19 protein-coding genes and 2 pseudogenes are annotated in these 23,759 nt (G+C 58.9%); 14 read left to right on the plus strand and 7 right to left on the minus strand.

Annotated elements, in window-relative coordinates; genetic code table 11:
- Positions 1 to 17: 17 nt before the first annotated feature.
- The 5 genes from ACRER8_RS13870 to gap all read right to left on the minus strand — a co-directional run bounded on the left by ACRER8_RS13870 (position 18) and on the right by gap (position 6,406).
- Positions 18 to 617, minus strand: coding sequence for a biliverdin-producing heme oxygenase (locus ACRER8_RS13870; protein WP_431746821.1), 600 nt, complete (start codon positions 615 to 617; stop codon positions 18 to 20).
- A 298-nt stretch (positions 618 to 915) separates the two neighbouring features.
- Positions 916 to 3,504: a TonB-dependent receptor gene (locus tag ACRER8_RS13875; protein WP_431746822.1), complete on the minus strand. Its 2,589-nt coding sequence runs from the start codon at positions 3,502 to 3,504 to the stop codon at positions 916 to 918.
- Positions 3,505 to 3,624: 120 nt separating this feature from the next.
- Positions 3,625 to 4,572 (minus strand): FecR family protein, encoded by a 948-nt coding sequence (locus ACRER8_RS13880; protein WP_431746823.1) that lies wholly within the window; start codon positions 4,570 to 4,572, stop codon positions 3,625 to 3,627.
- A gap of 98 nt (positions 4,573 to 4,670) precedes the next feature.
- The gene (locus ACRER8_RS13885; protein WP_431746824.1) at positions 4,671 to 5,186 is read right to left on the minus strand and encodes an RNA polymerase sigma factor; all 516 of its coding nucleotides are present in this window, start codon (positions 5,184 to 5,186) and stop codon (positions 4,671 to 4,673) included.
- Between the two features lie 218 nt (positions 5,187 to 5,404).
- Positions 5,405 to 6,406 carry a type I glyceraldehyde-3-phosphate dehydrogenase gene (gap, locus tag ACRER8_RS13890; RefSeq protein ID WP_431746825.1) on the minus strand — a complete coding sequence of 334 codons (1,002 nt, stop codon included), beginning with the start codon at positions 6,404 to 6,406 and terminating at the stop codon, positions 5,405 to 5,407.
- Between the two features lie 238 nt (positions 6,407 to 6,644).
- Here gap and edd point away from each other — a divergent pair, with 238 nt between their 5' ends.
- From edd to ACRER8_RS13945, 11 genes and pseudogenes are all read left to right on the plus strand, one after another.
- Complete coding sequence (gene edd / locus ACRER8_RS13895; protein WP_431746826.1) at positions 6,645 to 8,471, plus strand: phosphogluconate dehydratase; 1,827 nt, start codon at positions 6,645 to 6,647, stop codon at positions 8,469 to 8,471.
- Positions 8,472 to 8,479: 8 nt separating this feature from the next.
- The gene (locus ACRER8_RS13900) at positions 8,480 to 9,433 is read left to right on the plus strand and encodes a glucokinase (RefSeq protein ID WP_431746900.1); all 954 of its coding nucleotides are present in this window, start codon (positions 8,480 to 8,482) and stop codon (positions 9,431 to 9,433) included.
- 172 nt (positions 9,434 to 9,605) lie between these two features.
- Positions 9,606 to 10,343, plus strand: coding sequence for a response regulator (locus ACRER8_RS13905; RefSeq protein WP_431746827.1), 738 nt, complete (start codon positions 9,606 to 9,608; stop codon positions 10,341 to 10,343).
- A gap of 594 nt (positions 10,344 to 10,937) precedes the next feature.
- Positions 10,938 to 11,285: pseudogene (locus ACRER8_RS13910) on the plus strand (histidine kinase dimerization/phospho-acceptor domain-containing protein); the annotation flags it as partial.
- Positions 11,286 to 11,546: 261 nt separating this feature from the next.
- Positions 11,547 to 11,810, plus strand: a pseudogene (locus ACRER8_RS13915) (sensor histidine kinase); the annotation flags it as partial.
- Positions 11,811 to 12,073: 263 nt separating this feature from the next.
- Positions 12,074 to 13,360 (plus strand): ABC transporter substrate-binding protein, encoded by a 1,287-nt coding sequence (locus ACRER8_RS13920; RefSeq protein WP_431746828.1) that lies wholly within the window; start codon positions 12,074 to 12,076, stop codon positions 13,358 to 13,360.
- A 114-nt stretch (positions 13,361 to 13,474) separates the two neighbouring features.
- On the plus strand, positions 13,475 to 14,383 hold the full coding sequence (locus tag ACRER8_RS13925; RefSeq protein ID WP_431746829.1) for a carbohydrate ABC transporter permease: 909 nt from the start codon (positions 13,475 to 13,477) through the stop codon (positions 14,381 to 14,383).
- Positions 14,376 to 15,221, plus strand: a complete 846-nt coding sequence (locus ACRER8_RS13930) for a carbohydrate ABC transporter permease (RefSeq protein WP_431746830.1) — start codon at positions 14,376 to 14,378, stop codon at positions 15,219 to 15,221. Before ACRER8_RS13925 ends, ACRER8_RS13930 begins: the two co-directional genes overlap by 8 nt.
- Before the next feature lie 2 nt (positions 15,222 to 15,223).
- Positions 15,224 to 16,384, plus strand: a complete 1,161-nt coding sequence (locus tag ACRER8_RS13935) for an ABC transporter ATP-binding protein (protein WP_431746831.1) — start codon at positions 15,224 to 15,226, stop codon at positions 16,382 to 16,384.
- A gap of 141 nt (positions 16,385 to 16,525) precedes the next feature.
- Positions 16,526 to 17,881 carry a carbohydrate porin gene (locus tag ACRER8_RS13940; RefSeq protein WP_431746832.1) on the plus strand — a complete coding sequence of 452 codons (1,356 nt, stop codon included), beginning with the start codon at positions 16,526 to 16,528 and terminating at the stop codon, positions 17,879 to 17,881.
- Between the two features lie 317 nt (positions 17,882 to 18,198).
- On the plus strand, positions 18,199 to 19,074 hold the full coding sequence (locus ACRER8_RS13945) for a D-hexose-6-phosphate mutarotase (protein WP_431746833.1): 876 nt from the start codon (positions 18,199 to 18,201) through the stop codon (positions 19,072 to 19,074).
- A gap of 143 nt (positions 19,075 to 19,217) precedes the next feature.
- Here the strand turns inward: ACRER8_RS13945 and ACRER8_RS13950 are convergent, their stop codons facing one another.
- On the minus strand, positions 19,218 to 20,087 hold the full coding sequence (locus ACRER8_RS13950) for a MurR/RpiR family transcriptional regulator (protein WP_431746834.1): 870 nt from the start codon (positions 20,085 to 20,087) through the stop codon (positions 19,218 to 19,220).
- 231 nt (positions 20,088 to 20,318) lie between these two features.
- Between ACRER8_RS13950 and zwf the strand changes: the two genes are divergently transcribed.
- From zwf to ACRER8_RS13965, 3 genes are read left to right on the plus strand one after another with little or no spacing between them, the layout of a single operon-like run.
- The gene (gene zwf, locus ACRER8_RS13955) at positions 20,319 to 21,788 is read left to right on the plus strand and encodes a glucose-6-phosphate dehydrogenase (protein WP_431746835.1); all 1,470 of its coding nucleotides are present in this window, start codon (positions 20,319 to 20,321) and stop codon (positions 21,786 to 21,788) included.
- A complete protein-coding gene (gene pgl / locus ACRER8_RS13960; protein WP_431746836.1) occupies positions 21,775 to 22,494 on the plus strand; it encodes a 6-phosphogluconolactonase in 720 nt (239 codons plus the stop codon). The genes zwf and pgl overlap by 14 nt, the downstream gene beginning before the upstream one ends.
- Positions 22,495 to 22,511: 17 nt before the next feature.
- Positions 22,512 to 23,186: a bifunctional 4-hydroxy-2-oxoglutarate aldolase/2-dehydro-3-deoxy-phosphogluconate aldolase gene (locus tag ACRER8_RS13965; RefSeq protein ID WP_431746837.1), complete on the plus strand. Its 675-nt coding sequence runs from the start codon at positions 22,512 to 22,514 to the stop codon at positions 23,184 to 23,186.
- A gap of 8 nt (positions 23,187 to 23,194) precedes the next feature.
- On the opposite strand, the gene ACRER8_RS13970 is transcribed toward ACRER8_RS13965, so the two are convergent.
- A complete protein-coding gene (locus ACRER8_RS13970) occupies positions 23,195 to 23,653 on the minus strand; it encodes a hypothetical protein (protein WP_431746838.1) in 459 nt (152 codons plus the stop codon).
- Between the last annotated feature and the right edge of the window lie 106 nt (positions 23,654 to 23,759).

The raw sequence follows: 23,759 nt of genomic DNA on the forward strand, positions 1-23,759 counted from the left end.
GCGCCCAGCGCTTCGATTCAGACAGGTTCGGCCTCTGGAGCCGTGGCATAGGCGTGTTCCAGCAGCACATTGAAACGCTCGAAAGCGGCCACTGCGCCCTGGTCGATTTCGCGCTCCTGTTCCTCGCTGAACGGCAGCTCGTCAAGAATGCGAATGAAGCGTTTCCAACCCTCGGCGCGGCCGCCTTTCGGCTCGCCCAGGTGGCGTGCGCCGAAGGTCTCGCTGAGGTTCAGGGCAATAGCGCGCTTGATCAGAAACGCGGCACCCAGCTTCGAACCTTCAGAGACGAACAGCCAGCCCAGCGCTTCGGCTTGTGAGGGTTTGTCGACTGCGCCCGCGACAGGAGCGGGGATCGCCGTTTCGAGGTCGATCAGGTCGGCTTTGGCCTGCTCGGCACGGCAGCGCTGGGGCAAATCGGCGATCAGTTCGACCAGTTGGGGATCGGTGTAAAGCGCCTTGAGCTCCAGTTGAAACAGATACTGAGCGCTGAGAAAACGGGTATAGCTGGCCAGGGTTTCGAACGGCGCATTGGCCTTGACTGCCTTGTCCAGTTGCTCATGAGGGGCGTGGGTAATCTGGTTCAGGCGCTGGGAACGACGAATCGGGTCTTGGGGCATGGTGTCTTCCTTGTAAAAAGAGGCGCTTTTAGATGAGACGAATGAGCCTTTAACAAACGTAAAAAAACCGACTCGTAGGCGCCGCTTGCTGCGGGCGGCGTTGGAACCAATGCGGTGCGTCAGTGACGGATGCTGCGTCTGACTCACCCGGTTCGCCAGCAAGGCTCCTACAGAATCTGTGTTTCTTCAGGGTGCGATTGGCGACGCTATTCCCTGTAGCGTGCGGCTCGCGGCGGTGGCGGCAGCGAGTACGCCATCGCCGGCGAGCCGGACAGCTACAGGGGGCGGCGCGATTGCGTCAGATGTCCCACACCACATTGATCGCGAAGTTACGACCCGGCTCAGTCAGGCGATCCAGGCTGGCTGGCGCTGTCACGCCTGCTTCGCCGACGCCGTCGTAGCCGCGTACGTCATCCCACAGCCAGTATTTTTTGTCGGCCAGGTTGTACAGACCGCCACTTAGCGTCACGTCATCGGTGACTTTGTAGAACCCAGTCAAATCCACCACGCCAAAGCCCGGCGTCTTGAACTGCGAGGACGAGCCATCCGGCGCATGGAAGTTGCTGTCGTCCACGCGAGTCTTGCGCTTGACCACCGTCCAACTGAGTAAGCCGCCGTAGTTATCGTGCTCATAACCCAGGCCGAACACGCCGGTGAGTGGGTTGACACTGTTGATCGGCTGGCCGGTGTCGTCGTTACGACCGTGCGAGTAGGCCAGCGAGCCTTGGGTATAGAGGCCTTGCGGGGCGCCGAAGCTGTCCAGATTCAGGCGGCCCTTGAGCTCCACGCCCTTGATCGTGGCGTGCTTGATGTTGTTGGACTGGAACACCGCCTCATTCGACGAAGGCGGTTGGATGGCATCTTCGTTAATGAAGTCGCGGTATTTGTTGTAAAACACCACCAAGTCGAACGAGCCCTCGTCGAAGTGACCGCGAAGCCCGGTTTCGTAGCTTCTGCTTTTCTCCGGTTCCAGATTGGGGTTCGGCTCGACGATGTAGTTGCTTTGGACGTTTTCGAAGCGGCCATACAGCGCCTTGGCGCTTGGCGTGCGGAAGCCTTCGGCGTACTGGCCGAACCAGGTGTAGGCGTCGTTGATGGCGTAGGTCACGCCCAGTTTTGGCGACAGACGATGCCACTTTTTCTCTTTGTCGTTGAATTGATCCGGGCTGGTCAGGCCGACCGCGCGCAGAAACTCTTCAGTCGCATGAGGATCGAGCGTCGTGTAGTCGTAACGCGCGCCGGGCGTAAAGGTCCAGTCACCCCACTTGATCTGGTCCTGCGCGAACAGGGCATAAGTGTTGACTGTCGGGTCCGGGAAGTCGCTGTTCGGGGCAAGGCCGTCCGACGCGGTCGGGCTAGGGGCGCCGATGGTGCGGCAGGTGCCAAGCACGGCTGCGCACGTGGCGGTGCCGCTGCGTTCGCCCGTCACTTTCTGCTGTTTGAGGGTGGTGCCATAGGTCAGCAGGTGCTCGCTGTCGGCGATGCTGAAAGCCTTGTCCAATTGAGCGTCGAAAATCCACTGCCGCTCTTTATAGGTGGTGTCGCGGGTACGCCAGACATCGCGGCTGCCCGGCACGTAACGCTCAAGGGTGTCCTGATCGGTCTTGGCTATCTGGTAGTTCAGGCTCCACTTGACGTTGTCGACCAGCAGGCTGTCCAGCGCGAAGGTGTTTTCAAGGCCGAAACGCTCGCGGGTGATGACGTCGTTGCCTTCCCGCCCGCGATAGAAACCAAAGCCCCGGCCGCCAGCGAACGGCCCGCCGACTGCGCTTTTCTGATTGGTGTGGGTGTCGTCCTTGTACTTCTCGTAAGTGAACGCCAGTCGATCGTCATCACCGTAGTTCCAGCCCAGCTTGGCCAGGACATTGGTGGCGCGGACATCTGCCGGGTTCGCTGCGGTTCGGCTCAGGCCCGTGCCGCCATGCTCGCCGTAGGATTCGGTCTCGCGACCATTGCGCTGGCTGACATGCAGCAACCCGTCGAGATCGCCTTCACGACCGGCCACGGTGGCCGAGTTCAGCCAGCTGTTGTCCGCCGAGCTGTAGCCGGTCTTCAGGCGCGCGCCGACTTCCTGTCCTGGTTTGATGATGTCTTCAGGATCGAGGGTGTAATAACTCACGGCACCGCCAATGGCGCTGCTGCCGTACAGCGCCGAAGCCGGGCCGCGCAGGATCTCGACGCGTTTGACGATTTCCGGATCGACGTAGTTGCGGTGGGTATTGGCGTAAGGGCCGGAGAAGTAATTGTCCGGCACTTCGACGCCGTCGACCTGAGTCAGGATGCGGTCGCCGTCGATGCCGCGAATGTTGAAGCCGCTGGTGCCGGCACGTTGGCCTGCGCCACCTACGGAAACACCCGGTTCATAGCGCACCAGATCACGAATGTTGTTGACGTTCTGGCGATCCAGTCGGGTACGGTCATGCACGGTGACGGTATTGGGAACTGAGTCCACCGATTGCGCCTGACGCGTCGCACTGACGGTCACTTGTTCCAGCGCGAGTGCGCCTGCGGTGGTGCGCTTTTCCAGCACCACATTGTTATTGCCCAGGCTGCGATAGCTCAGATTGCTTCCCGCCAGTAGCCGATCCAAAGCCTGCTCTGCCGACAGTGTGCCGCTGACCCCAGGCGAGGTGACGTTGCGCGCCAGATCCGCCGACATGCCCACCTGCCAACCGGTGGCTTTACTGAACTCGTTGAGCGCCGATACCAGCGGTTGTTGCTTGATCGAAAACCGATAGTTGCCCGCCACGCGAGTTGTTTGCTCGGCGGCGGCAACCGGCGCGCTGTGCAGACCTGCGGCCAGCAGGGCGACCGTCAACACCGAGAGGGTGAAATGGCGAGTGGTCCGTGGCGAGTCAGATAAGGCGGGGGTAAACGTGGACGGCATCGATAGCGCTCCCTTCGTGCGGGTCGAAATAGTGTTGGCAAGTGTTTTGGTAATAGGAATCACTTGCATTGGCTATGACGAGACGTACGACGAACGGCTATCGCGTAAAAATAATTATTCTCAGTTCAAAATCACCAGAGCGGGCAGTTCATGCAGGCGGGCAGAGGTGATCTGTGCAAGCGAGCGAACCACGTCGACCGGGTTGTCCAGGCGATAGTTGCCGGTTACCGCGACCTGATCCAGGCGGGTATTGGCATTGACGATCCAGCCTGGGTAGTAGCGACGCAGCTCGGCCAGCACTTCCTTGAGCGGGCAATTATCAAAAATCAGCCGACCCTGAACCCAGGCCAGATCCTTGCTCTGATCGATCTTCTCTCGATGGCCGAAGCCTTCGGGGCCGACGCGAAGGCTGTAGCCGGCGCTGAGGTTGACCTGAGAGCTGCCTTGGGTGTCCTGCACGTTTACCGCGCCTTGCTCGACCTGAATCTGCGCCACGCCGTTCAGATAGCGCACGGCAAATGACGTGCTGCTGGCGCTCATGCGCACCGGGCCGGCCTCGACTTCCAGTGGCAGGCCCTTGGCGGTCGGCACCTCGAAGAAGGCTTCACCCTCGTAAAGTCGCGCGATGGGTTGCCGGCCATCCAGCTCGCTGGAAAACGCCGATTTAGTATTGAGTAGCACCTTCGAACCATCGCCAAGCTCCAGCCGCTGGCGCTCTCCGGCGACGGTCAGATGGTCGGCCTTGAGCCGCAGCGGCAGGTCGCTGAAGTTGAACAGACCCAGCAGCAATGCCGCCGCTGTGGCCAGTGGGACCCAATGTGGACGCAAGCGTTTGAACATTGACGGTTTTTTCGGTGCAGCAAGGCTGACCGCGGCTTCTAGCACCGGTTGCGAATTCCAGACAGCCTCGGCCCTGGCGAAAGCTTCGCCATGTGCGGGATCGGCCGCCAGCCAGTCCTCAAAGCGCGCCCGTTGCTCGGCGTCGGCGTTTTCCAGCTCGATCAGCCAGTTCAGGGCCTGGTCAATGGCGCTGTCGTTGGCAGGGCCAGGTGAGTGAGAGTCCGTCAAGGAGCTTCCTCGGATACACGGTGTGGGGCGGGAGTGTAGCGAGCCGGTCGCCACGCTGCTGCCAGGTTTCTTATGAAATATGGATCAAGCTGCTCTCATTAGCGTTCAAGTCGGGCTGCAACGCCGACGCAAATGGCCATGATCAGCTTGAGTTCCTTTTGGACGGTACTGGCGGAAACGCCCAGTTGCTCGGCGATTTCCAGATAACTGCAGCCGTTGAGCCGGCTCAGGGTAAAGATTTTCTGCTGGCGCGGCGTGAGTTTTTCAAGGCTCGCGTTGAGGCTCTGCAGCAGACGATTGGCGTGGGTGGCGTCTTCGAGTGCGGCGTCGGGCGCGATCACGTTGTGCAGTTCGGACAACGGAGCGTCGTCGACGATAGTGCGCGCATGAATGCGTCGGGCGCGCAGATGATCCAACGCCAGATTGCGCGCAGTCTGGAACACAAAGGGTTCAAGATGATCGATAGCCCGTTCGCCCAATGCGCGGGTCACCCGCACGTAGGTTTCTTGCAGCAAGTCTTCGGCAGTGCTGGGGTTGCGGACCATACGCTGCAGGGTGCGCAGCAGAATCGTGCGCCTTGCCAGGAAAACGTCATTGAAGTGCGACTGAGTCACAGGAATACCCGACCAGAAAATCAGCGAATGATAATGATTGTCATCTGCTGTATTGGCAAGGCGGGAAGCCGCAAAGAATATGTAAAGGCAGGTGTTGGGAACGACGGTCGATGCTGTGGGAGCGAATTCATTCGCGATGACGGTACCGGCGACACATTTCTGTTGCCCGATCGATCATCGCGAATGAATTCCTCCCACAGTTAGGTTGGCGGCAGGTCTTATTCCGCGTTCATCAGCGCCAGACAGTTATCCAGCATGCGGTTGGAGAAGCCCCACTCGTTGTCGTACCAGGCCAGCACCTTGAGCAGACGGCCGCTGACTTTGGTGTGGTTGGCGTCGAAGATCGACGACAGGGGGTTATGGTTGAAGTCGTGGGAGACCAGCGGGAGGCTGTTGTAGCCGAGGATCTTCGAATGCTGGGCTGCTTCTTTCATGATCGCGTTGACTTCATCGACCGTCGCATCGCGCTTGAGCTGGATGGTCAGGTCGACCAGCGAAACGTTGATCACCGGCACACGCACCGCCATACCCGTCAGCTTGCCTGCCAGTTCCGGCAGGACCAGGCCAACGGCTTCAGCAGCGCCGGTCTTGCTCGGAATCATCGATTGAGTGGCCGAACGTGCCCGGTACGGGTCGGTGTGGTACACGTCGATCAGATTCTGGTCATTGGTGTAGGCGTGGATGGTGGTCATCAGCCCGTTCTCGATGCCCAGCTCGCGATTCAACACCTGCGCAACAGGCGCTAGGCAGTTGGTGGTGCACGAAGCGTTGGAAATCACCTGATGAGACTGACGCAGCACATCATGGTTGACGCCGTAAACGACAGTGGCGTCAGCGCCTTTGGCCGGCGCGGAGATGATGACCTTCCTGGCGCCCGCGGTGATATGCGCAGCGGCTTTATCACGTTCGGTAAAGAAGCCGGTGCATTCGAATACGACGTCGACGTTTTCGGATTTCCACGGCAGATCGGCCGGGTTGCGAATGGCGCTGACTGATATGCGGTCGCCATTGACCGTCAGGCTTTCCTTGTCGTGCTCGACCGTGCCGTCGAACTGACCGTGAACGGTGTCGTACTTCAGAAGGTGGGCGTTGATCTCGCTGTCACCCAGATCGTTGATGGCGACGACCTGCAAGTCCTGACGGTAGCCTTGGGTATAGAGTGCACGTAGGACGTTGCGGCCGATGCGGCCAAAGCCATTGATTGCGATGCGGAGAGTCATACACCCGTCCTCAGTGAATTTGTTGTTGGAATTACAAGATTATTCTCATAAAAATAGAAAACAAGCCTTTTTAATGGCAGTATTTTGGTTTATCTACAAATAGAAACCCGTAAAGCCACCACAACTGTTTGAAAAATCTAGCCTTTGCTGAAGCGTTTCTCCACAGGCCTGATTCGACCATCGGTTTTGCACGCGTCTTATACGGGTGACCACATCCGCTAGCCTGGAGTTCATCACAATGCATCCCCGCGTCCTTGAGGTAACCGAACGGCTGATAGCTCGCAGCCGTGAAACCCGTCAGCGCTATCTGCAACTGATCCGGGGCGCGGCGAGCGACGGCCCGATGCGCGGCAAGCTGCAATGCGCCAACTTCGCCCATGGCGTTGCGGCCTGCGGCACTGAAGACAAGCACAGCCTGCGGATGATGAACGCGGCCAACGTCGCCATCGTTTCCTCCTACAACGACATGTTGTCGGCGCATCAGCCGTACGAGCATTTCCCTGAACAGATCAAAAAGGCCCTGCGTGAAATCGGCTCGGTCGGCCAGTTCGCCGGTGGCGTGCCAGCCATGTGTGACGGCGTCACGCAAGGCGAGCCAGGCATGGAACTGAGTATCGCCAGCCGAGAAGTCATTGCGATGGCAACGGCGGTCGCTTTGTCGCACAACATGTTCGATGCCGCGTTGATGCTGGGCATTTGCGACAAGATCGTGCCAGGCCTGCTGATGGGCTCCCTGCGTTTCGGTCATTTGCCGACGATTTTCGTGCCGGGCGGGCCGATGGTGTCGGGTATTTCCAACAAGGAAAAAGCCGATGTGCGGCAGCGCTACGCCGAAGGCAAGGCGACTCGCGAAGAGCTGCTGGATTCGGAAATGAAGTCCTACCACGGCCCTGGTACCTGCACCTTCTACGGCACCGCCAATACCAACCAGTTGCTGATGGAAGTCATGGGGCTGCACTTGCCGGGCGCTTCCTTCGTCAATCCCTACACGCCGCTGCGCGATGCCCTGACACGCGAGGCCGCGTTCCAGGTGACGCGTCTGACCAAACAAAGCGGCGATTTCATCCCTCTGGGGGAGATCGTGGACGAGCGCTCGCTGGTCAACTCGATCGTCGCCCTGCATGCGACCGGCGGTTCCACCAACCACACGCTGCATATGCCGGCCATCGCGCAGTCCGCAGGCATTCAATTGACCTGGCAGGACATGGCAGATCTGTCGGAAGTCGTACCGACCCTGACGCACGTTTATCCAAACGGTAAAGCCGACATCAACCACTTCCAGGCGGCGGGCGGCATGTCGTTCCTGATTCGTGAACTGCTCGATGCCGGGCTGCTGCATGAAGACGTCAACACCGTCGTAGGCCGTGGTCTGCGCCGCTACACCCAAGAGCCGTTCCTTGACGACGGCAAGCTGGTATGGCGTGACGGCCCGATCGAGAGTCTGGACGAAAACATCCTGCGGCCGATCGTCCGGCCGTTCTCACCTGAAGGCGGTCTGCGTGTGATGGAAGGCAACCTGGGGCGCGGCGTGATGAAGGTTTCGGCCGTGGCGCTGGAGCACCAGATCGTCGAAGCACCGGCAAAAGTATTCGAAGACCAGCAGGATCTGGCCGACGCTTTCAAGGCCGGGGAGCTTGAGTGTGATTTCGTCGCGGTCATGCGGTTTCAGGGGCCACGCTCCAACGGCATGCCCGAGTTGCACAAGATGACGCCGTTCCTTGGCGTGCTCCAGGATCGCGGGTTCAAGGTGGCGCTGATCACTGACGGGCGCATGTCCGGCGCCTCTGGAAAAATTCCTGCGGCGATCCATGTATGCCCCGAAGCCTCTGATGGTGGCCCGCTGGCACTTGTGCGAGATGGGGACCTCATTCGGGTAGATGGCGTGAAAGGAACGTTGCAAGTTCTGGTCGAACCGGCAGAATTGGCCGCCAGAGAGCCGGCAATCGGGCGCTTGTCCCACAATGTGGGCAGCGGCCGCGAATTGTTCGGTTTCATGCGCATGGCCTTCAGCTCCGCAGAGAAGGGCGCCAGCGCCTTTACTTCGAATCTGGAGACGCTCAAGTGACATTGGCAATGGTGGGTGATATCGGCGGGACAAATGCTCGTTTTGCCATTTGGGAAGACGATCAATTGCATTCGATCCGGGTGTTCCCGACGGTCGATTACGCCAGCCCTGAAAAGGCCCTGCTGGTCTATCTGCAGGATCTCGAGCTGCAACTGGGTGATGTCGGTTCGATCTGTCTGGCGGTCGCAGGCCCGGTAACCGGTGATGATTTCCACTTCACCAACAGCCACTGGAAGATCAATCGGAAGTCGTTCTGCGCGGCGCTCAAAATCGACAACCTGATCATGGTCAACGATTTCACCGCCATGGCCTTGGGCATGACCCGCCTGCGCGACGATGAATATCTCACCGTGCGCCACGGTAAGGGCGACCCGAGAGGCGCCCGTGTGGTGATTGGCCCTGGCACCGGCCTGGGCGTCGGCACGCTGATCCGCTCCGGCGAAAACCACTGGACCGCGGTGCCGGGCGAGGGCGGTCATGTCGACTTGCCCATTGGCACCGCGCGCGAAGCCTTGCTGTGGACGCGCCTGATGGCCGATCACGAGCATGTCAGTGCGGAAACGATCCTGAGTGGTGCCGGTCTGCTGTTGCTGTATCAGGTCAGCTGTGCGCTGGACGATATCGAGCCGGAACTGAAATCCCCCGCAGCCATCACCTCGGCAGCGCTCAAGGGCGATCCTGTGGCCAGCGCGGTGCTCGAACAGTTTTGTGTGTTCCTCGGTCGCGTGGCGGGCAACAATGTGTTGACCGTTGGCGGGCGTGGCGGGGTGTACATCGCCGGCGGAGTGATTCCGCGTTTCATCGACTTCTTCATGCAGAGTGGCTTCAACAAGGCGCTTGCAGAAAAAGGCCTGATGAAGGATTACTTCAACGATGTGCCGGTCTGGCTGGTGACAGCCGAGTATCCGGGCTTGATGGGCGCCGGGGTGGCGCTGGATCAGGCTTTGCTCACCCAGGGCTGACCGACCCGCTGGAATGCCTGTAGGGGCCAGCTTGCTGCGGGCCGCGGTCGGACGAATGTGATCTGTCTGACGCAGTGATGTCGCCTGACACCGCCCTCGCCAGCAAACCGGTTCCTGCAATGAACGCGCAGTGTCTATAACAATAAATTTAGTGCTTACAAGGACGACCAAAGTGAACGCTGTCAGTAAATCTATTCTGGTGGTCGACGATGATCAGGAGATTCGGGAATTGCTTCAGGCCTACCTGAGCCGATCAGGTTTTCAGGTACGCACAGTTGGCGATGGCGCCGAGTTTCGTCAGGCGTTCAATGACGAGCCTACTGACCTGCTGATTCTCGACGTCATGCTGCCCGACGAAGATGGCTTCAACCTATGCCGCTGGGTCAGGCAGCACCCGCGACAGCCCCATGTGCCGATCATCATGCTCACAGCCAGCTCCGATGAGGCCGATCGGGTCATTGGCCTGGAACTGGGCGCTGATGACTACATGGCCAAACCCTTCAGTCCACGTGAACTCCAGGCCCGCATCAAGGCCCTGCTGCGCCGGGCACATTTCGGCCAGGAGCGCGTGGGCGGTGAGGTACTGGTGTTCGATGAGTGGCGTCTGGACATGGTCAGTCATCGTCTGTTTCACAGCGATGGCGAAGAAGTGATTCTTTCTGGCGCCGACTTCGCGCTGCTCAAGTTGTTTCTCGATAACCCGCAGCAAATCCTCGATCGCGACACCATCGGCAATGCCACGCGGGGGCGTGAGCTGATGCCGCTGGAGCGTATCGTCGACATGGCGGTGAGTCGTCTTCGTCAGCGTCTGCGCGATACCGGCAAGGCGCCGCGGTTGATTCGCACTGTGCGAGGCAGTGGTTATTTGTTGGCGGCCAACGTGCTGCCACAAGCCAGCAACGGCTACTGACCGCTGATGGTGGCCGAGAAAAAGCGTCGTCTGCCGGTGCCGCGCTCGCTGCTGGGGCGCATGTTGCTGCTCACTTTGCTAGCGGTATTACTGGCCCAGACCCTGTCCAGCCTGATCTGGCTTTCCCAATTGCGCGCCACGCAAATGGAAGGCCTGATCACCAGTGCTCGCAGCCTGGGTTTTTCCATGTCTGCCAGCGTCAGCTATTTCCGCTCATTGCCCGTGGCCTTCCGCCCCTTGGTGCTCGATCAACTGCGCAGCATGGGTGGTACGCGTTTCTTCGTTTCCCTCAATGATCGTCCGCTGGATATGCAGGTGCTGGAACCCACCGTGCGTAAAACAGCGGTGATCGATGTGGTGGGGCAGGTTTTGCGGCAGAACCTCGGCGCCGACCCCGATATCCTCGTACGGTTCGTGCGGCCCGAAGATCTGCGCATCTTCAACAGCGGCCTGAAGCTCGACGAGCTGCCCCGCTCCTGGGCGCATTACGCGCTGACACTGGAACCGGTGAATCCGCCAGTATTGGTGACCCAGATAGAGCTGTCGCCGGGAGAGTGGTTGTATATCGCGTCGCTGCTGCCTGAGCCGTACACCATGCTCGAGGAAGAAGGGCTGCCGTCGCAACAGGTCTGGTTCATTGGCCTGACGAGTATCTTCCTACTGGTATTCATCGGCCTGCTGGTTCATTGGCAAAGTGGCCCCCTCAAACGTCTGGCCCATGCCGCGCGGGATCTGTCACTGGGGACCGAGGTCGAGCCGGTAGTGGAGGGCGGCGGCAGTGAAGTGATCGAGGTGACACGCGCCTTCAACACCATGCGCGATCGCATCAGCCGTTACCTGACCGAACGCGGCCAGCTGTTCAGCGCCATTTCCCACGATTTGCGTACGCCGATCACACGCCTGCGCTTGCGTGTCGAGTTGCTGGAAGACGAGGCGATGCAGGTCAAATTCACCCGTGATCTCGATGAGCTGGAGCTGTTGGTCAAGGGCGCGCTGCAATGCGTGAAGGACACCGATATTCACGAGAACATCGAGCCTGTCGACCTGAACCATGCGCTCGATTGCCTGATCGAGCCCTACCTGTCGCCCTCTGGCGATGGCCGGGCCACGGTGGAAGGTAGGGCGATGTCGATGTTTTATGGCAAGCCGCTGGCCCTACGTCGCTGCATGGGCAACCTGATCGATAACGCCATCAAATACGGCGACAAGGCGCATTTGTACATTGAAGACAACGCCGAGGCGTTCGTGCTGCACGTCGACGACGAAGGCCCAGGCGTCCCCGAACAGCGGCTTGAACAGGTCTTCGAGCCGCATTTTCGGCTCGCGGGCAAGCATCAGCAAGGGTATGGGCTGGGGCTGGGGATCGCACGCAACATCGCCCACAGTCATGGCGGTGAGGTGACATTGCAGAACCTGCGCGATGGCGGGTTGCGGGTGACATTGTATCTGCCGCGTGGGGCGCAATAGCCCAACTCTCCACCACCACGGACATTCCTGTAAAAGCCGGCTTGCTGGCGAACGCACAGGGCCGGTCAGCATTGCGTTGTCCGGCCCAGCGCTTTTGCCAGCAAGGCGGCTTCTACCTTCAAGAATTCGAAGATTTGCCGAATGTAACCTTCCAGTGACACTTGCGCATCGCTTCGTTACCGTCCGCGCGAGCCCCTTGTTTAGAATCCATGCAGCGCAAGCACCAAGACTTGCTCATGCATAACAACAATAAGGTCAAATAGATGAATTCGATTACCCGTCTCGCAGCACTCGTTTCTCTCGCCTCGTTGTTCCCTCTGAGCGCCATGGCCGCTGATTCCAAAGGCACTGTCGAAGTCGTCCACTGGTGGACTTCCGGTGGCGAAAAAGCGGCTGTCGATGTGCTCAAGGCCCAAGTCGAAAAAGACGGCTTTACCTGGAAAGACGGCGCTGTGGCCGGCGGTGGCGGTTCGACTGCCATGACCGTGCTGAAAAGCCGCGCCGTTGCCGGTAACCCGCCTGGCGTCGCCCAGATCAAAGGTCCGGACATTCAGGAATGGGCGTCGACCGGACTGCTGGACACTGACGTTCTGAAGGAAGTCTCCAAGCAAGAAAAGTGGGACAGCCTTCTCGACAAGAAAGTCTCCGATACCGTGAAGTACGATGGTGATTACGTGGCCGTTCCGGTGAACATTCACCGCGTGAACTGGCTGTGGATCAACCCGGAAGTCTTCAAGAAAGCCGGCATCGAAAAAGCCCCGACCACCCTCGAAGAGTTCTACGCAGCGGGCGACAAGCTCAAGGCGGCAGGCTTCATCCCTCTGGCTCACGGTGGCCAACCCTGGCAGGACAGCACTGTTTTCGAAGCCGTTGTGCTTTCGGTGATGGGTGCCGATGGTTACAAGAAGGCCCTGGTCGATCTGGATGACGGCGCGTTGACCGGTCCTGAGATGGTCAAGTCGCTGACCGAGCTGAAAAAAGTCGCTTCCTACATGGATCCCGACGGCAAAGGCCAGGACTGGAACCTGGAAGCGGCCAAGGTCATCAACGGCAAGGCCGGCATGCAGATCATGGGTGACTGGGCCAAGAGCGAATGGACCGCTGCCAAGAAAGTCGCTGGCAAGGATTACGAGTGCGTAGCCTTCCCGGGCACCGACAAGGCATTCACCTACAATATCGACTCCCTGGCGGTGTTCAAGCAGAAAGACAAAGGCACTGCCGATGGTCAGCGGGACATCGCCAAAGTCGTGCTGGGTGAAAACTTCCAGAAAGTCTTTAGCATCAACAAGGGTTCAATCCCTGTGCGCAACGACATGCTGAACAAAATGGACTCTTACGGCTTCGACTCGTGTGCACAGACCGCTGCCAAGGACTTCCTCGCAGATGCCAAAACCGGCGGCCTGCAACCAAGCATGGCGCACAACATGGCAACCACGTTGGCTGTTCAAGGTGCGTTCTTTGACGTTGTGACCAACTACATCAACGACCCGAAAGCTGATCCAGCCGACGCGGCGAAGAAGTTGGGTGCGGCCATCAAGTCTGCCAAGTAAGCGTTATCCGGTAACACGTAAACCCCAGCCGCAGTTCGTGCTGATGAAACCTTCTCATCCGGTTTCACGCACGGCTGTGGGCTGGACCTGATCGTTTCGAAGTGGATGCTTCCAATGAGTTCTGTTGCTGTGTTCAGCAAAGCCTCGCCGTTCGATGCACTGCAGCGCTGGCTACCCAAACTGGTGCTGGCGCCAAGCATGTTCATCGTATTGGTGGGCTTCTACGGCTATATCCTGTGGACGTTCGTTCTGTCGTTCACCAATTCGACTTTCCTGCCGTCCTACAAATTCGTGGGCCTGGCGCAATACGCTCGGCTGTTCGATAACGACCGCTGGTGGGTCGCGAGCAAGAACCTCGCCGTGTTCGGCGGCATGTTTATCGGCATCACGCTGGTAGTTGGCGTGCTGTTGGCGGTGTTTCTTGATCAGCGCATTCGTCGCGAAGGATTCATCCGCACTATCTATCTGTACCCGATGGCGCTCTCGATGATCGTCACCGGTACGGCCTGGAAATGGCTGCTCAACCCTGGCATGGGTCTGGACAAACTGTTGCGTGACTGGGGCTGGGAAGGCTTTCGTCTGGACTGGCTGATCGACCCCGATCGCGTGGTGTACTGCCTGGTTATCGCGGCGGTATGGCAGGCGTCGGGATTCATCATGGCGATGTTCCTGGCGGGCCTGCGCGGCGTAGATCAATCGATCATCCGCGCTGCCCAGATCGATGGCGCCAGCATGCCGAAGATCTACTGGAAAGTGGTGCTGCCAAGCCTGCGCCCGGTGTTCTTCAGCGCCGTAATGATTCTGGCGCACATCGCGATCAAGAGCTTCGACCTTGTTGCCGCAATGACCGCTGGTGGCCCCGGCTATTCGTCCGATTTGCCCGCGATGTTCATGTACTCGTTCACCTTCAGCCGCGGTCAGATGGGTATGGGCTCGGCCAGTGCGATTCTGATGCTCGGTGCGATTCTCGCGATCCTCGTGCCTTACCTGTATTCCGAGCTGAGGACCAAGCGCAATGACTAGTCACGCCGCCAAACCTTCGATCAGCTTGAGCCGGATCGCGATTTATGCGGTGCTGATCGGTGCCGTGTTGATCTATCTGATTCCGCTGGTAGTGATGCTGCTCACCAGTTTCAAATCGCCTGAAGACATCGGCACCGGCAACCTGCTGAGCTGGCCCACTGAGGTCACCGCCATCGGTTGGGTCAAGGCCTGGGCGACGGTCAAGGGCTACTTCGTAAACTCGATCCTGATCACCGTTCCCGCGGTGCTGATCTCCACAGCCATCGGTGCCTTGAACGGCTACGTACTGTCGATGTGGCGCTTCCGTGGTTCGCAGATGTTCTTCGGGCTGCTGTTGTTCGGTTGCTTCCTGCCGTTCCAGACCGTTTTGCTGCCGGCGTCTTTCACCCTCGGCAAGATGGGCCTGGCCAGCACCACGACCGGTCTGGTGCTCGTCCACGTGGTCTACGGTCTGGCGTTCACCACGCTGTTCTTCCGTAACTACTACGTGAGCATTCCTGATGCGCTGGTCAAAGCTGCGCGTCTGGACGGTGCCGGTTTCTTCACCATCTTTCGGCAGATCATTCTGCCGATGTCGACCCCGATCATCATGGTCTGCCTGATCTGGCAGTTCACGCAGATCTGGAACGACTTCCTGTTCGGTGTAGTGTTCTCCAGCGGCGATTCACAGCCCATCACCGTGGCGCTGAACAACCTGGTCAACACCAGCACCGGGGCCAAGGAGTACAACGTTGATATGGCGGCGGCGATGATCGCCGGTCTGCCGACCCTGCTGGTCTATGTGGTCGCAGGCAAGTATTTCGTGCGCGGGCTGACGGCCGGCGCAGTCAAGGGGTAATCATGGCAACGCTCGAACTTCGCAATGTAAACAAGACTTACGGGGCCGGTCTGCCGGACACCCTGAAGAACATTGAACTGTCGATCAAGGAAGGCGAATTCCTGATTCTGGTCGGTCCTTCGGGCTGCGGTAAGTCGACCCTGATGAACTGCATCGCGGGCCTGGAAACCATTACCGGCGGCGCGATCATGATCGGTGATCAGGACGTCAGCGGCATGAGCCCGAAAGATCGCGACATCGCCATGGTGTTCCAGTCCTACGCGCTGTACCCGACCATGAGCGTTCGCGAGAACATCGAATTCGGTCTGAAGATTCGCAAGATGAACCAGCCGGACATCGACGCCGAAGTGGCCCGCGTCGCCAAGTTGTTGCAGATCGAGCACCTGCTCAATCGCAAGCCAGGTCAGCTTTCCGGTGGTCAGCAGCAGCGGGTTGCCATGGGCCGCGCGCTGGCCCGGCGCCCGAAGATTTATCTGTTCGACGAACCGCTGTCCAACCTCGACGCCAAGCTGCGGGTCGAGATGCGCACCGAAATGAAACTGATGCACCAGCGCCTCAAGACCACCACGGTCTACGTCACCCACGACCAGATCGAAGCGATGACCCTGGGCGACAAAGTGGCGGTCATGAAGGACGGCATCATTCAGCAGTTCGGTACACCGAAACAGATCTACAATGATCCGGCCAACCTGTTCGTCGCCAGCTTCATCGGTTCGCCGCCGATGAACTTCATTCCGCTGCGCCTGCAACGCAAGGATGGCCGTCTGCTGGCCGTGCTCGACAGTGGTCAGGCGCGTTGCGAACTGCCGATGAGCATGAGCGATGCGGGCCTGGAGGACCGTGAGGTGATTTTGGGCCTGCGCCCTGAACAGATCGTGCTAGCGTCCGGAGAAACTTCGGGGATGCCGACCATTCGTGCCGAGGTGCAGGTCACCGAGCCGACCGGTCCCGATACGCTGGTTTTCGTCACGCTCAACGAGAGCAAGGTTTGCTGCCGTCTTGCCCCGGATGTGGCGCCAGCGGTGGGCGAGACCTTGACCTTGCAATTCGATCCGGCCAAGGTTCTGCTGTTCGATGCCAAGAGCGGCGAACGTCTGGGCGTCCTGGGAAAGTCGCAGCCGGTTGAGAACATGGGGAACGTTACGCGGCTCAACCGCAACTGATTCCGCGCGCAGGAGTACTGCGTCAAGGAGCACATCTGTCGGGGCGATTTTTTCTGCCGTAAAAGAGCCCTGGCAGGCACACGAAGCAAGTGGTTACAACGCTGTTTTAGAGCTAATAACAATAAAACGAGGATTTAAGGGATGAAGAAGGTAAAAGGCAAATCGCTTAACCAGCTGCACCTGATCGGTGGGTTGTCTGTTTTGAGCGCGTTGACGTTGTCCGGAACGGCCTCCGCCATGGAGCCTTTCAAGGCCAGCGAGCACTTGACGGGTGACTGGGGCGGTCTGCGCCAGGAACTGTACGACAAGGGGTACGATTTTCCGATCGAGTACGTAGGCGAGGCGGCTTCCAACCTCAATGGCGGCTACAACGACGACAGAACCGGCCGTTACAGCGACCAGTTCGCGTTCGGCGTGCAAATGGACCTGCAGAAAATCCTCGGTTGGCATGACGCGGAATTCAAGCTGGCGATCACCGAGCGTAGCGGCAACAACATTTCCAACGACCGTATTGGCGATCCACGCGCCGGCACACTCAGCTCCTCGCAAGAAGTCTGGGGTCGCGGTCAGACCTGGCGTCTGACGCAGATGTGGGTCAAACAGAAGTACTTCGACGGCGCCCTGGACATCAAGGTCGGTCGTTTCGGCGAAGGCGAAGACTTCAACAGCTTCCCATGCGACTTCCAGAACCTGTCGTTCTGCGGCTCGCAAGTGGGTAACTACGTGAACACTTGGTACAACTGGCCAGTCAGCCAGTGGGCAGCACGTGTGAAATACAACATCACACCTGAGTTGTTCGCGCAGATCGGTGTCTACGAGCAGAACCCGTCCTACCTGGAAACCGGCAACAGCTTCAAGCTCAGCGGCAGCGGCTCCCAGGGCACCGTGGTGCCTGTGGAAGTGGTGTGGTCGCCAAGCGTGAACTCGCTGCCAGGCGAATACCGTTTGGGTTACTACGTCAGCAACCCAAGCGCTGATGACCTGTACGAAAACGAAAACGGCCAGCCGCAAGCCATTGCCGGCGGTGACTTCAAGTCCCACAAGGACAAGCATGGCTGGTGGGTCGTGGCTCAGCAACAGTTGACCGCCCACAACGGCGACACATCGCGTGGTTTGAGCATTTTTGCCAACGCCACTGTGCATGACAAAGCCACCAACATGGTCGACAACTATCAGCAGATCGGTTTCGTCTATAAAGGTCCGTTCGATGCACGTCCGAAGGATGACATCGGTATCGGCGTCGCTCGCATCCACGTCAACGATGATGCTCAGGACAACCGTCGCCTGGTCAACGCCGTCAACGGTATCGACGACTACGACAACCCAGGCTACCTGCCAATCCAGAAGACCGAATACAACTCGGAAATCTACTACGGCGTACACGTCACCGACTGGCTGACCGTGCGTCCTAACCTGCAATACGTGAAGAGCCCAGGCGGTGTGGACGAAGTCCAGAACGCTCTGGTTGCGGGTATCAAGATTCAATCCAAGTTCTAAAAGCTCCACCGTTGTGCGGACCGCTCCTCCGCACATCTCTCTGATGTGCTTCACAAACGATCAAGGGTCGTGTGTGCTTTACGGGCAGCCTGGCTGCCCGTTTTTTTGTGTCGTATCAGCTCTGGTCTTCGGAGCTTTTTTTATTGTTTGCAGGGCTCGCCGCCGACCCTGGGCATACGCGGTTTGCCTGTGGGAGCGAATTCATTCGCGAAAAATAGGTCAGGCGATAGGGATGCATCGGCTGAGCGCGCCTCTCGCGAACGAATTCGCTCCCACAGGTTATCTATGGCGGCCCACTTATCGCCAACGAGAAAACAATGGCCATCAAGGACACCGCATCGCTCGACCATCCTCTGCAACGCTTTTTCACCTCGGCCAGGCCTCAGCCGACTTTTCAGTGGGAGCGTCATCAGCAGCGTGATGTGTTGGTGATCAATCACCCGCAATGTCAGGCCGTGTTCAGTCGCCAGGGCGCGCAATTGCTGCATTTTCAGCCCGCAGGTCAAAAACCCTGGTTGTGGTGCGCGGCTCAGTGGCCGCAGGTCGGTGCGATTCGTGGCGGCGTGCCGGTGTGCTGGCCTTGGGTGGGGCGTCATCCGGGCGAAGGTGGCTGGCCTGCCAACGGCTGGGGGCGGTTGCTCGACTGGAAGCTGATCGACAGCCACGAGCATGAAGAGGGCGTCTCGCTGCATTGGCGTCTGAGCTTGTGGGACTGGCAGGCCGATCTCTACGCCGAACTGGGGCAGGGCATGGACCTTCGCCTGGAAACCCGACACGAAGACAGCGAGCCTTGCCAGTTCGGCCACGCCTTGCACGCATACTGGCGCATCAGTGACATCGCCGACGTCGCACTTAAAGGCCTGGAAGGCGCGCAGGGGTACGACGAACTTAGCCGCAGCGTCTGTGAGCAGAAAGGTGAGTTGCGGGTGATGGGCAGTTGTCAGCGCGTATTCGAGCACGCAGGCCCGCTCCAACTGCACGATGACGCCTGGCAGCGCCGGCTGAGCATCGACGCTCGTGACAGCGTCAACACCGCCGTCTGGCATCCCGGCAGTCGCCCGCTATTAGGCGTGGGCGGCAGCGAAGCGATGGGGTTTCTGCGGGTTGAAGCGGTGTCCGGCGTTGACGATTGCCTGAGCCTGGCGCCGGGGCAGCAGGCGCGGTTGAGTTTACAGGCGAGTCTCTTGGGGTGATTGACGGCTTTTCTACAGGAGCGAATTCATTCGCGAGAGGCCGGTTCTTCCAGAACATCTCTTTCGTCTGGAACATTTTTCCGCGAATGGATTCGTTCCCACAGGGTTTGCGTCAATCCGAATCGTTTGGGCAAATGCCCGACTCACCCCAACTCATCATCCGCCGGATACCGGCTGGCATTGAGGCTTTCCTTGATCTTGCGCAGATGGGGTTGGAAATCCACGCCGCGGCGCAGGGTCATGCCGGTCGCCAGAACGTCGAGCACGGTCAGCTGAATGATCCGCGAGGTCATCGGCATATAGATGTCGGTGTCTTCCGGTAGCGGGATGTTCAGACTCAGCGTGCTGGCCTTGGCCAACGGCGAATCGGCGGCTGTCAGGCCTAACACCGACGCGCCATTCTCGCGAGCGAGACGTGCCACTTCCACCAGCTCACGGGTGCGACCAGTGTAGGAAATGATCACGAACAGCTCCCCCGTATGCGCCACCGAGGCCAGCATGCGCTGCATCAGCACATCGGCATGGGCCGTCACCGCCAGATTGAAGCGGAAGAACTTGTGCTGCGCATCCAGCGCCACTGGAGCCGAAGCGCCAAGGCCGAAGAAGTGAATCTGCCGCGCCTGAATCAACAGATCCACGGCCTTGCTGATCAGATTCGGGTCCAGCACCTGGCAGACACTGTCCAGTGATGCGATGGCGCTGGCGAAGATCTTGCGGGTATAGGCTTCGGGGTTGTCATCGGCTTCCACTGCGCGGCTGACGTAAGCGGCACCGCTGGCCAGACTCTGCGCCAGTTGCAGTTTGAGTTCCGGGTAACCGCTGACATCGAACGAGCGGCAGAAACGATTGACCGTCGGTTCGCTGACCTTGGCGGCCTGCGCGAGCGCGGCAATGCTGAAGCGGGTGGCCTGCTGGGGATTGCCCAAAATCACCTCGGCGACCTTGCGCTCGGCCTTGTTCAGTTCGGCAAGACGACTCTGGATCTGCTCCAGAAGGTTGCGTACGCGGTCCATTCAAAGTCCTTCTCGTGAAGCTTTAACAGGCTTGTCTGCGAGCATTTATGCAAAAGGTGCTCAACTGGGCCTTTAGCCTGTAGCAAAGGTGGCCTATCGTACTGAGGGCCTGTGATGATCACCACCGTAATGTGTTTTTTGAAGAAATGTTGTGGTTATTACTACATATGGCCTTGAGTAACGCCTTTAAAAAAGGTATTTGTAGCCTAACTTGATAAAAGAACCAACATTATGCTCTCGATTACGGTTGAACCGTGCACTTTTGCCTTGTTCGGAGCCCTGGGCGACCTGGCAGTGCGCAAACTGTTTCCCGCGTTGTACCAGCTGGACCGTGCGGGACTGCTGCATGCCGAGACCCGAATCCTTGCCTTGGCCCGCGAGCCGGGTACGCCTCAGGAACACCTGGCTTATATCGACAAGAGCCTGCGTCGCTTCGTCCCTGAATCCCAGCTTGAAAATGAGCACGTGGAGCGTTTTCAGAAGCGCCTGAGCTACCTGCACGTGGATTTCCTCAAGGGCGAAGATTACGTTGGTCTGGCTGAGGAAGTAGGCGACGCGCAAACCATGATTGCCTATTTCGCCACGCCTGCGTCGGTGTATGGCGCGATCTGCGAAAACCTGGCACTGGTTGGCCTGACCGACCGCACCCGCGCGGTGCTGGAGAAACCGATCGGCCACGATCTGGCCTCGTCGCAGCGGGTCAACGACGCCGTGGCCAGGTTCCTGCCGGAAAACCGCGTTTACCGCATCGACCACTATCTGGGTAAAGACACCGTACAAAACCTTATCGCGCTGCGTTTCGCCAACAGCCTGTTCGAAACCCAATGGAACCAGAACTACATTTCCCACGTCGAGATTACTGTGGCGGAGAAAGTAGGGATCGAAGGCCGTTGGGGCTATTTCGATCAGGCCGGTCAGCTGCGCGACATGATCCAGAACCACCTGTTGCAGTTGCTGTGCCTGATTGCCATGGACCCCCCGAGCGATCTGTCCGCCGACAGTATCCGTGATGAAAAGGTGAAAGTGCTCAAGGCGCTCGCACCGTTCACCCCGGAGCGCCTGGCGACTCAAGTGGTTCGCGGGCAATACATCGCCGGTTACAGCGAAGGCAAACCGGTCCCCGGTTACCTGGAAGAGGAAAACTCCAACACCCAGAGCGACACCGAAACGTTCGTTGCCATTCGTGCCGACATCCGTAACTGGCGGTGGGCAGGGGTTCCGTTCTATCTGCGTACCGGCAAGCGTATGCCGCAGAAGCTGTCGCAGATCGTGATTCACTTCAAGGAACCACCGCACTACATCTTCGCCCCGGAACAGCGGATGCAGATCAGCAACCGTTTGATCATTCGTCTGCAGCCTGATGAGGGTATCTCGCTGCAAGTGATGACCAAGGATCAGGGGCTGGACAAAGGCATGCAATTGCGCAGCAACCCCTTGCAACTGAGCTTCTCCGACGCCTACCGCAGCGCCCGCATTCCGGACGCCTATGAGCGGTTGTTGTTGGAGGTCATGCGTGGCAATCAGAACCTGTTTGTCCGCAAAGATGAGATCGAGTATGCGTGGCAATGGTGCGACCAGCTGATTGCCGGCTGGAAGAAGGCGGGCGATGCGCCTAAGCCTTATGCAGCCGGCTCTTGGGGGCCGATGAGTTCCATTGCGCTCATTACTCGTGACGGGAGGTCCTGGTATGGCGATATGTGAACTTGAATTTCCGGCAGGCTTGAAAGCCAACCAATTCGATAATCCGGAACTGCTGGCAAATGCGCTGGCCGATCATGTAGCCGAGCGTTTGAGCGCGGCTATCTCCAGCAATCCACATGGCATTGCGACGTTGGTCGTATCGGGCGGCAAGAGCCCGGTCGCCTTCTTCCAGGCGCTGGCGCAGAAGCCGATCGAGTGGTCGAAGGTGGTTATCAGCCTGGCCGACGAACGCTGGGTGCCGACCGAGCATGCCGACAGCAATGCCGGACTGCTCAAGCGCTATCTGTTCCAGGGACCGGCGGCCAAAGCGGGCTTCTTCAGCCTTTATCGTCCGACCACCACGGTGGATGAGGCCGCTGCCGCTACCGACGAAGCGCTCAAGGAACTGCCGAAGATCGACGTGCTGGTGCTGGGCATGGGGGATGACGGTCACACCGCTTCACTGTTTCCCGACAGCCCGAACTTGGCTGAAGCGCTGGATCTGAACGGTGAGCGTCGTTGTCTGCCGATGCTGGCGCCGAGCACACCCCATCAGCGTCTGACCATGACGCGCTCCCTGTTGGCGTCGGCAACGACTCCGATCCTGTCCATTTCCGGGCAGGCCAAACTGGAAACCCTGCGCACGGCGCTGGCCGGCGATGACCTCGCCAAAATGCCGGTACGTGCGTTCCTCAACCCGTCTTTAGAGATCTACTGGTGCCCATAAGCAAAGGATCAGCCGCCATGGAAAATACCCAAGTGAAACAGCCGTTGAATAGCATGGCGAGCAAGATTGCCCAGATCGACGAACTCTGCGCGAAAGCTAAGATTCTGCCGGTCATCACCATTGCACGTGAACAGGACGTGCTGCCGCTGGCCGATGCGCTGGCAGCAGGCGGCCTGAACGCGCTGGAAATCACCCTGCGTTCCGAATTCGGCCTCAAGGCCATTCGCATTCTGCGTGATGCACGCCCAGAGCTGTGTGTCGGTGCAGGCACCATTCTCGACCGCCACATGCTCAAAGGTGCAGAAGAGGCCGGTTCGCAATTCATCGTCACGCCTGGCAGCACGCAAGATCTGCTTGAAGCCGCTGCGCAAAGTGAATTGCCACTGCTGCCAGGCATCAGCAGCGCCTCGGAAATCATGATCGGTTATGCCCTGGGTTATCGGCGCTTCAAGCTGTTCCCGGCGGAAATCAGTGGCGGGGTCGGCGCGATCAAGGCGTTGGGCGGTCCCTTCCCTGAAGTGCGTTTTTGCCCGACCGGCGGTGTAAGCGCAGCCAACCTGAAAAGCTACATGGCACTGCCAAATGTGATGTGCGTGGGCGGTACCTGGATGATCGACAACGCCTGGGTCAAGAATGGTGACTGGAGTCGTATCACCGACGCGACCGCCGAAGCGATCGCGCTGTTCGACTGAGACATGTGTCAAACGCCCCTTTGATTGATTCTCGACAGCTCCCGTTCATGAGGGGGCTGTTTTAATCTTTCGGATGATGAATTAAAGCGCTGGGTCGCTGCTACAGAAGTCGTTGTTGCATGGCTGTTTAACGGCGTTCCCTTGGTCCGGAACGCCGTTTTTTTGTCCGGATTTCGGGATGGCCAGACAACGGCGCGGGTATCTGTGGGAGCGAATTCATTCGCGATGCGGCAGTACAGTCGATAAAGCTCTTTGGGATGTACCAGCCAATCGCGAATTTCTGTAGGAGCGAATTCATTCGCGATGCGGTAGTACAGTCGATTAAGCCCTTTGGGATGTACCAGCCAATCGCGGATTTCTGTGGGAGCGAATTCATTCGCGATGCGGCAGTACAGTCGATAAAGCTCTTTGAGGTGTACCGGCCAATCGCGAATAATCGCTCCCACAGAAATGTTGTGGATGCGCAATACATATGTACCGCAGACGCATCCATCCGGGCGCGTATCTTCAACATTCCTTTGTAGTTCGCTTTTCCATGAAGCATTTAGCGGCGCCGTTTCGACGGTCGCCGCT

Origin of the sequence: Pseudomonas sp. (genome assembly GCF_050739935.1) — a bacterium.
Taxonomy (GTDB): domain Bacteria; phylum Pseudomonadota; class Gammaproteobacteria; order Pseudomonadales; family Pseudomonadaceae; genus Aquipseudomonas.

Bases quoted from the DNA above. Each gene is read 5' to 3' on its own strand.
- ACRER8_RS13870 (WP_431746821.1), bottom strand. From the start codon at position 617: ATGCCCCAAGACCCGATTCGTCGTTCCCAGCGCCTGAACCAGATTACC.
- ACRER8_RS13875 (WP_431746822.1), bottom strand. From the start codon at position 3,504: ATGCCGTCCACGTTTACCCCCGCCTTATCTGACTCGCCACGGACCACT.
- gap (WP_431746825.1), bottom strand. From the start codon at position 6,406: ATGACTCTCCGCATCGCAATCAATGGCTTTGGCCGCATCGGCCGCAAC.
- edd (WP_431746826.1), top strand. From the start codon at position 6,645: ATGCATCCCCGCGTCCTTGAGGTAACCGAACGGCTGATAGCTCGCAGC.
- ACRER8_RS13900 (WP_431746900.1), top strand. From the start codon at position 8,480: ATGGTGGGTGATATCGGCGGGACAAATGCTCGTTTTGCCATTTGGGAA.
- ACRER8_RS13920 (WP_431746828.1), top strand. From the start codon at position 12,074: ATGAATTCGATTACCCGTCTCGCAGCACTCGTTTCTCTCGCCTCGTTG.
- ACRER8_RS13925 (WP_431746829.1), top strand. From the start codon at position 13,475: ATGAGTTCTGTTGCTGTGTTCAGCAAAGCCTCGCCGTTCGATGCACTG.
- ACRER8_RS13930 (WP_431746830.1), top strand. From the start codon at position 14,376: ATGACTAGTCACGCCGCCAAACCTTCGATCAGCTTGAGCCGGATCGCG.
- ACRER8_RS13935 (WP_431746831.1), top strand. From the start codon at position 15,224: ATGGCAACGCTCGAACTTCGCAATGTAAACAAGACTTACGGGGCCGGT.
- ACRER8_RS13940 (WP_431746832.1), top strand. From the start codon at position 16,526: ATGAAGAAGGTAAAAGGCAAATCGCTTAACCAGCTGCACCTGATCGGT.
- ACRER8_RS13945 (WP_431746833.1), top strand. From the start codon at position 18,199: ATGGCCATCAAGGACACCGCATCGCTCGACCATCCTCTGCAACGCTTT.
- ACRER8_RS13950 (WP_431746834.1), bottom strand. From the start codon at position 20,087: ATGGACCGCGTACGCAACCTTCTGGAGCAGATCCAGAGTCGTCTTGCC.
- zwf (WP_431746835.1), top strand. From the start codon at position 20,319: ATGCTCTCGATTACGGTTGAACCGTGCACTTTTGCCTTGTTCGGAGCC.
- pgl (WP_431746836.1), top strand. From the start codon at position 21,775: ATGGCGATATGTGAACTTGAATTTCCGGCAGGCTTGAAAGCCAACCAA.
- ACRER8_RS13965 (WP_431746837.1), top strand. From the start codon at position 22,512: ATGGAAAATACCCAAGTGAAACAGCCGTTGAATAGCATGGCGAGCAAG.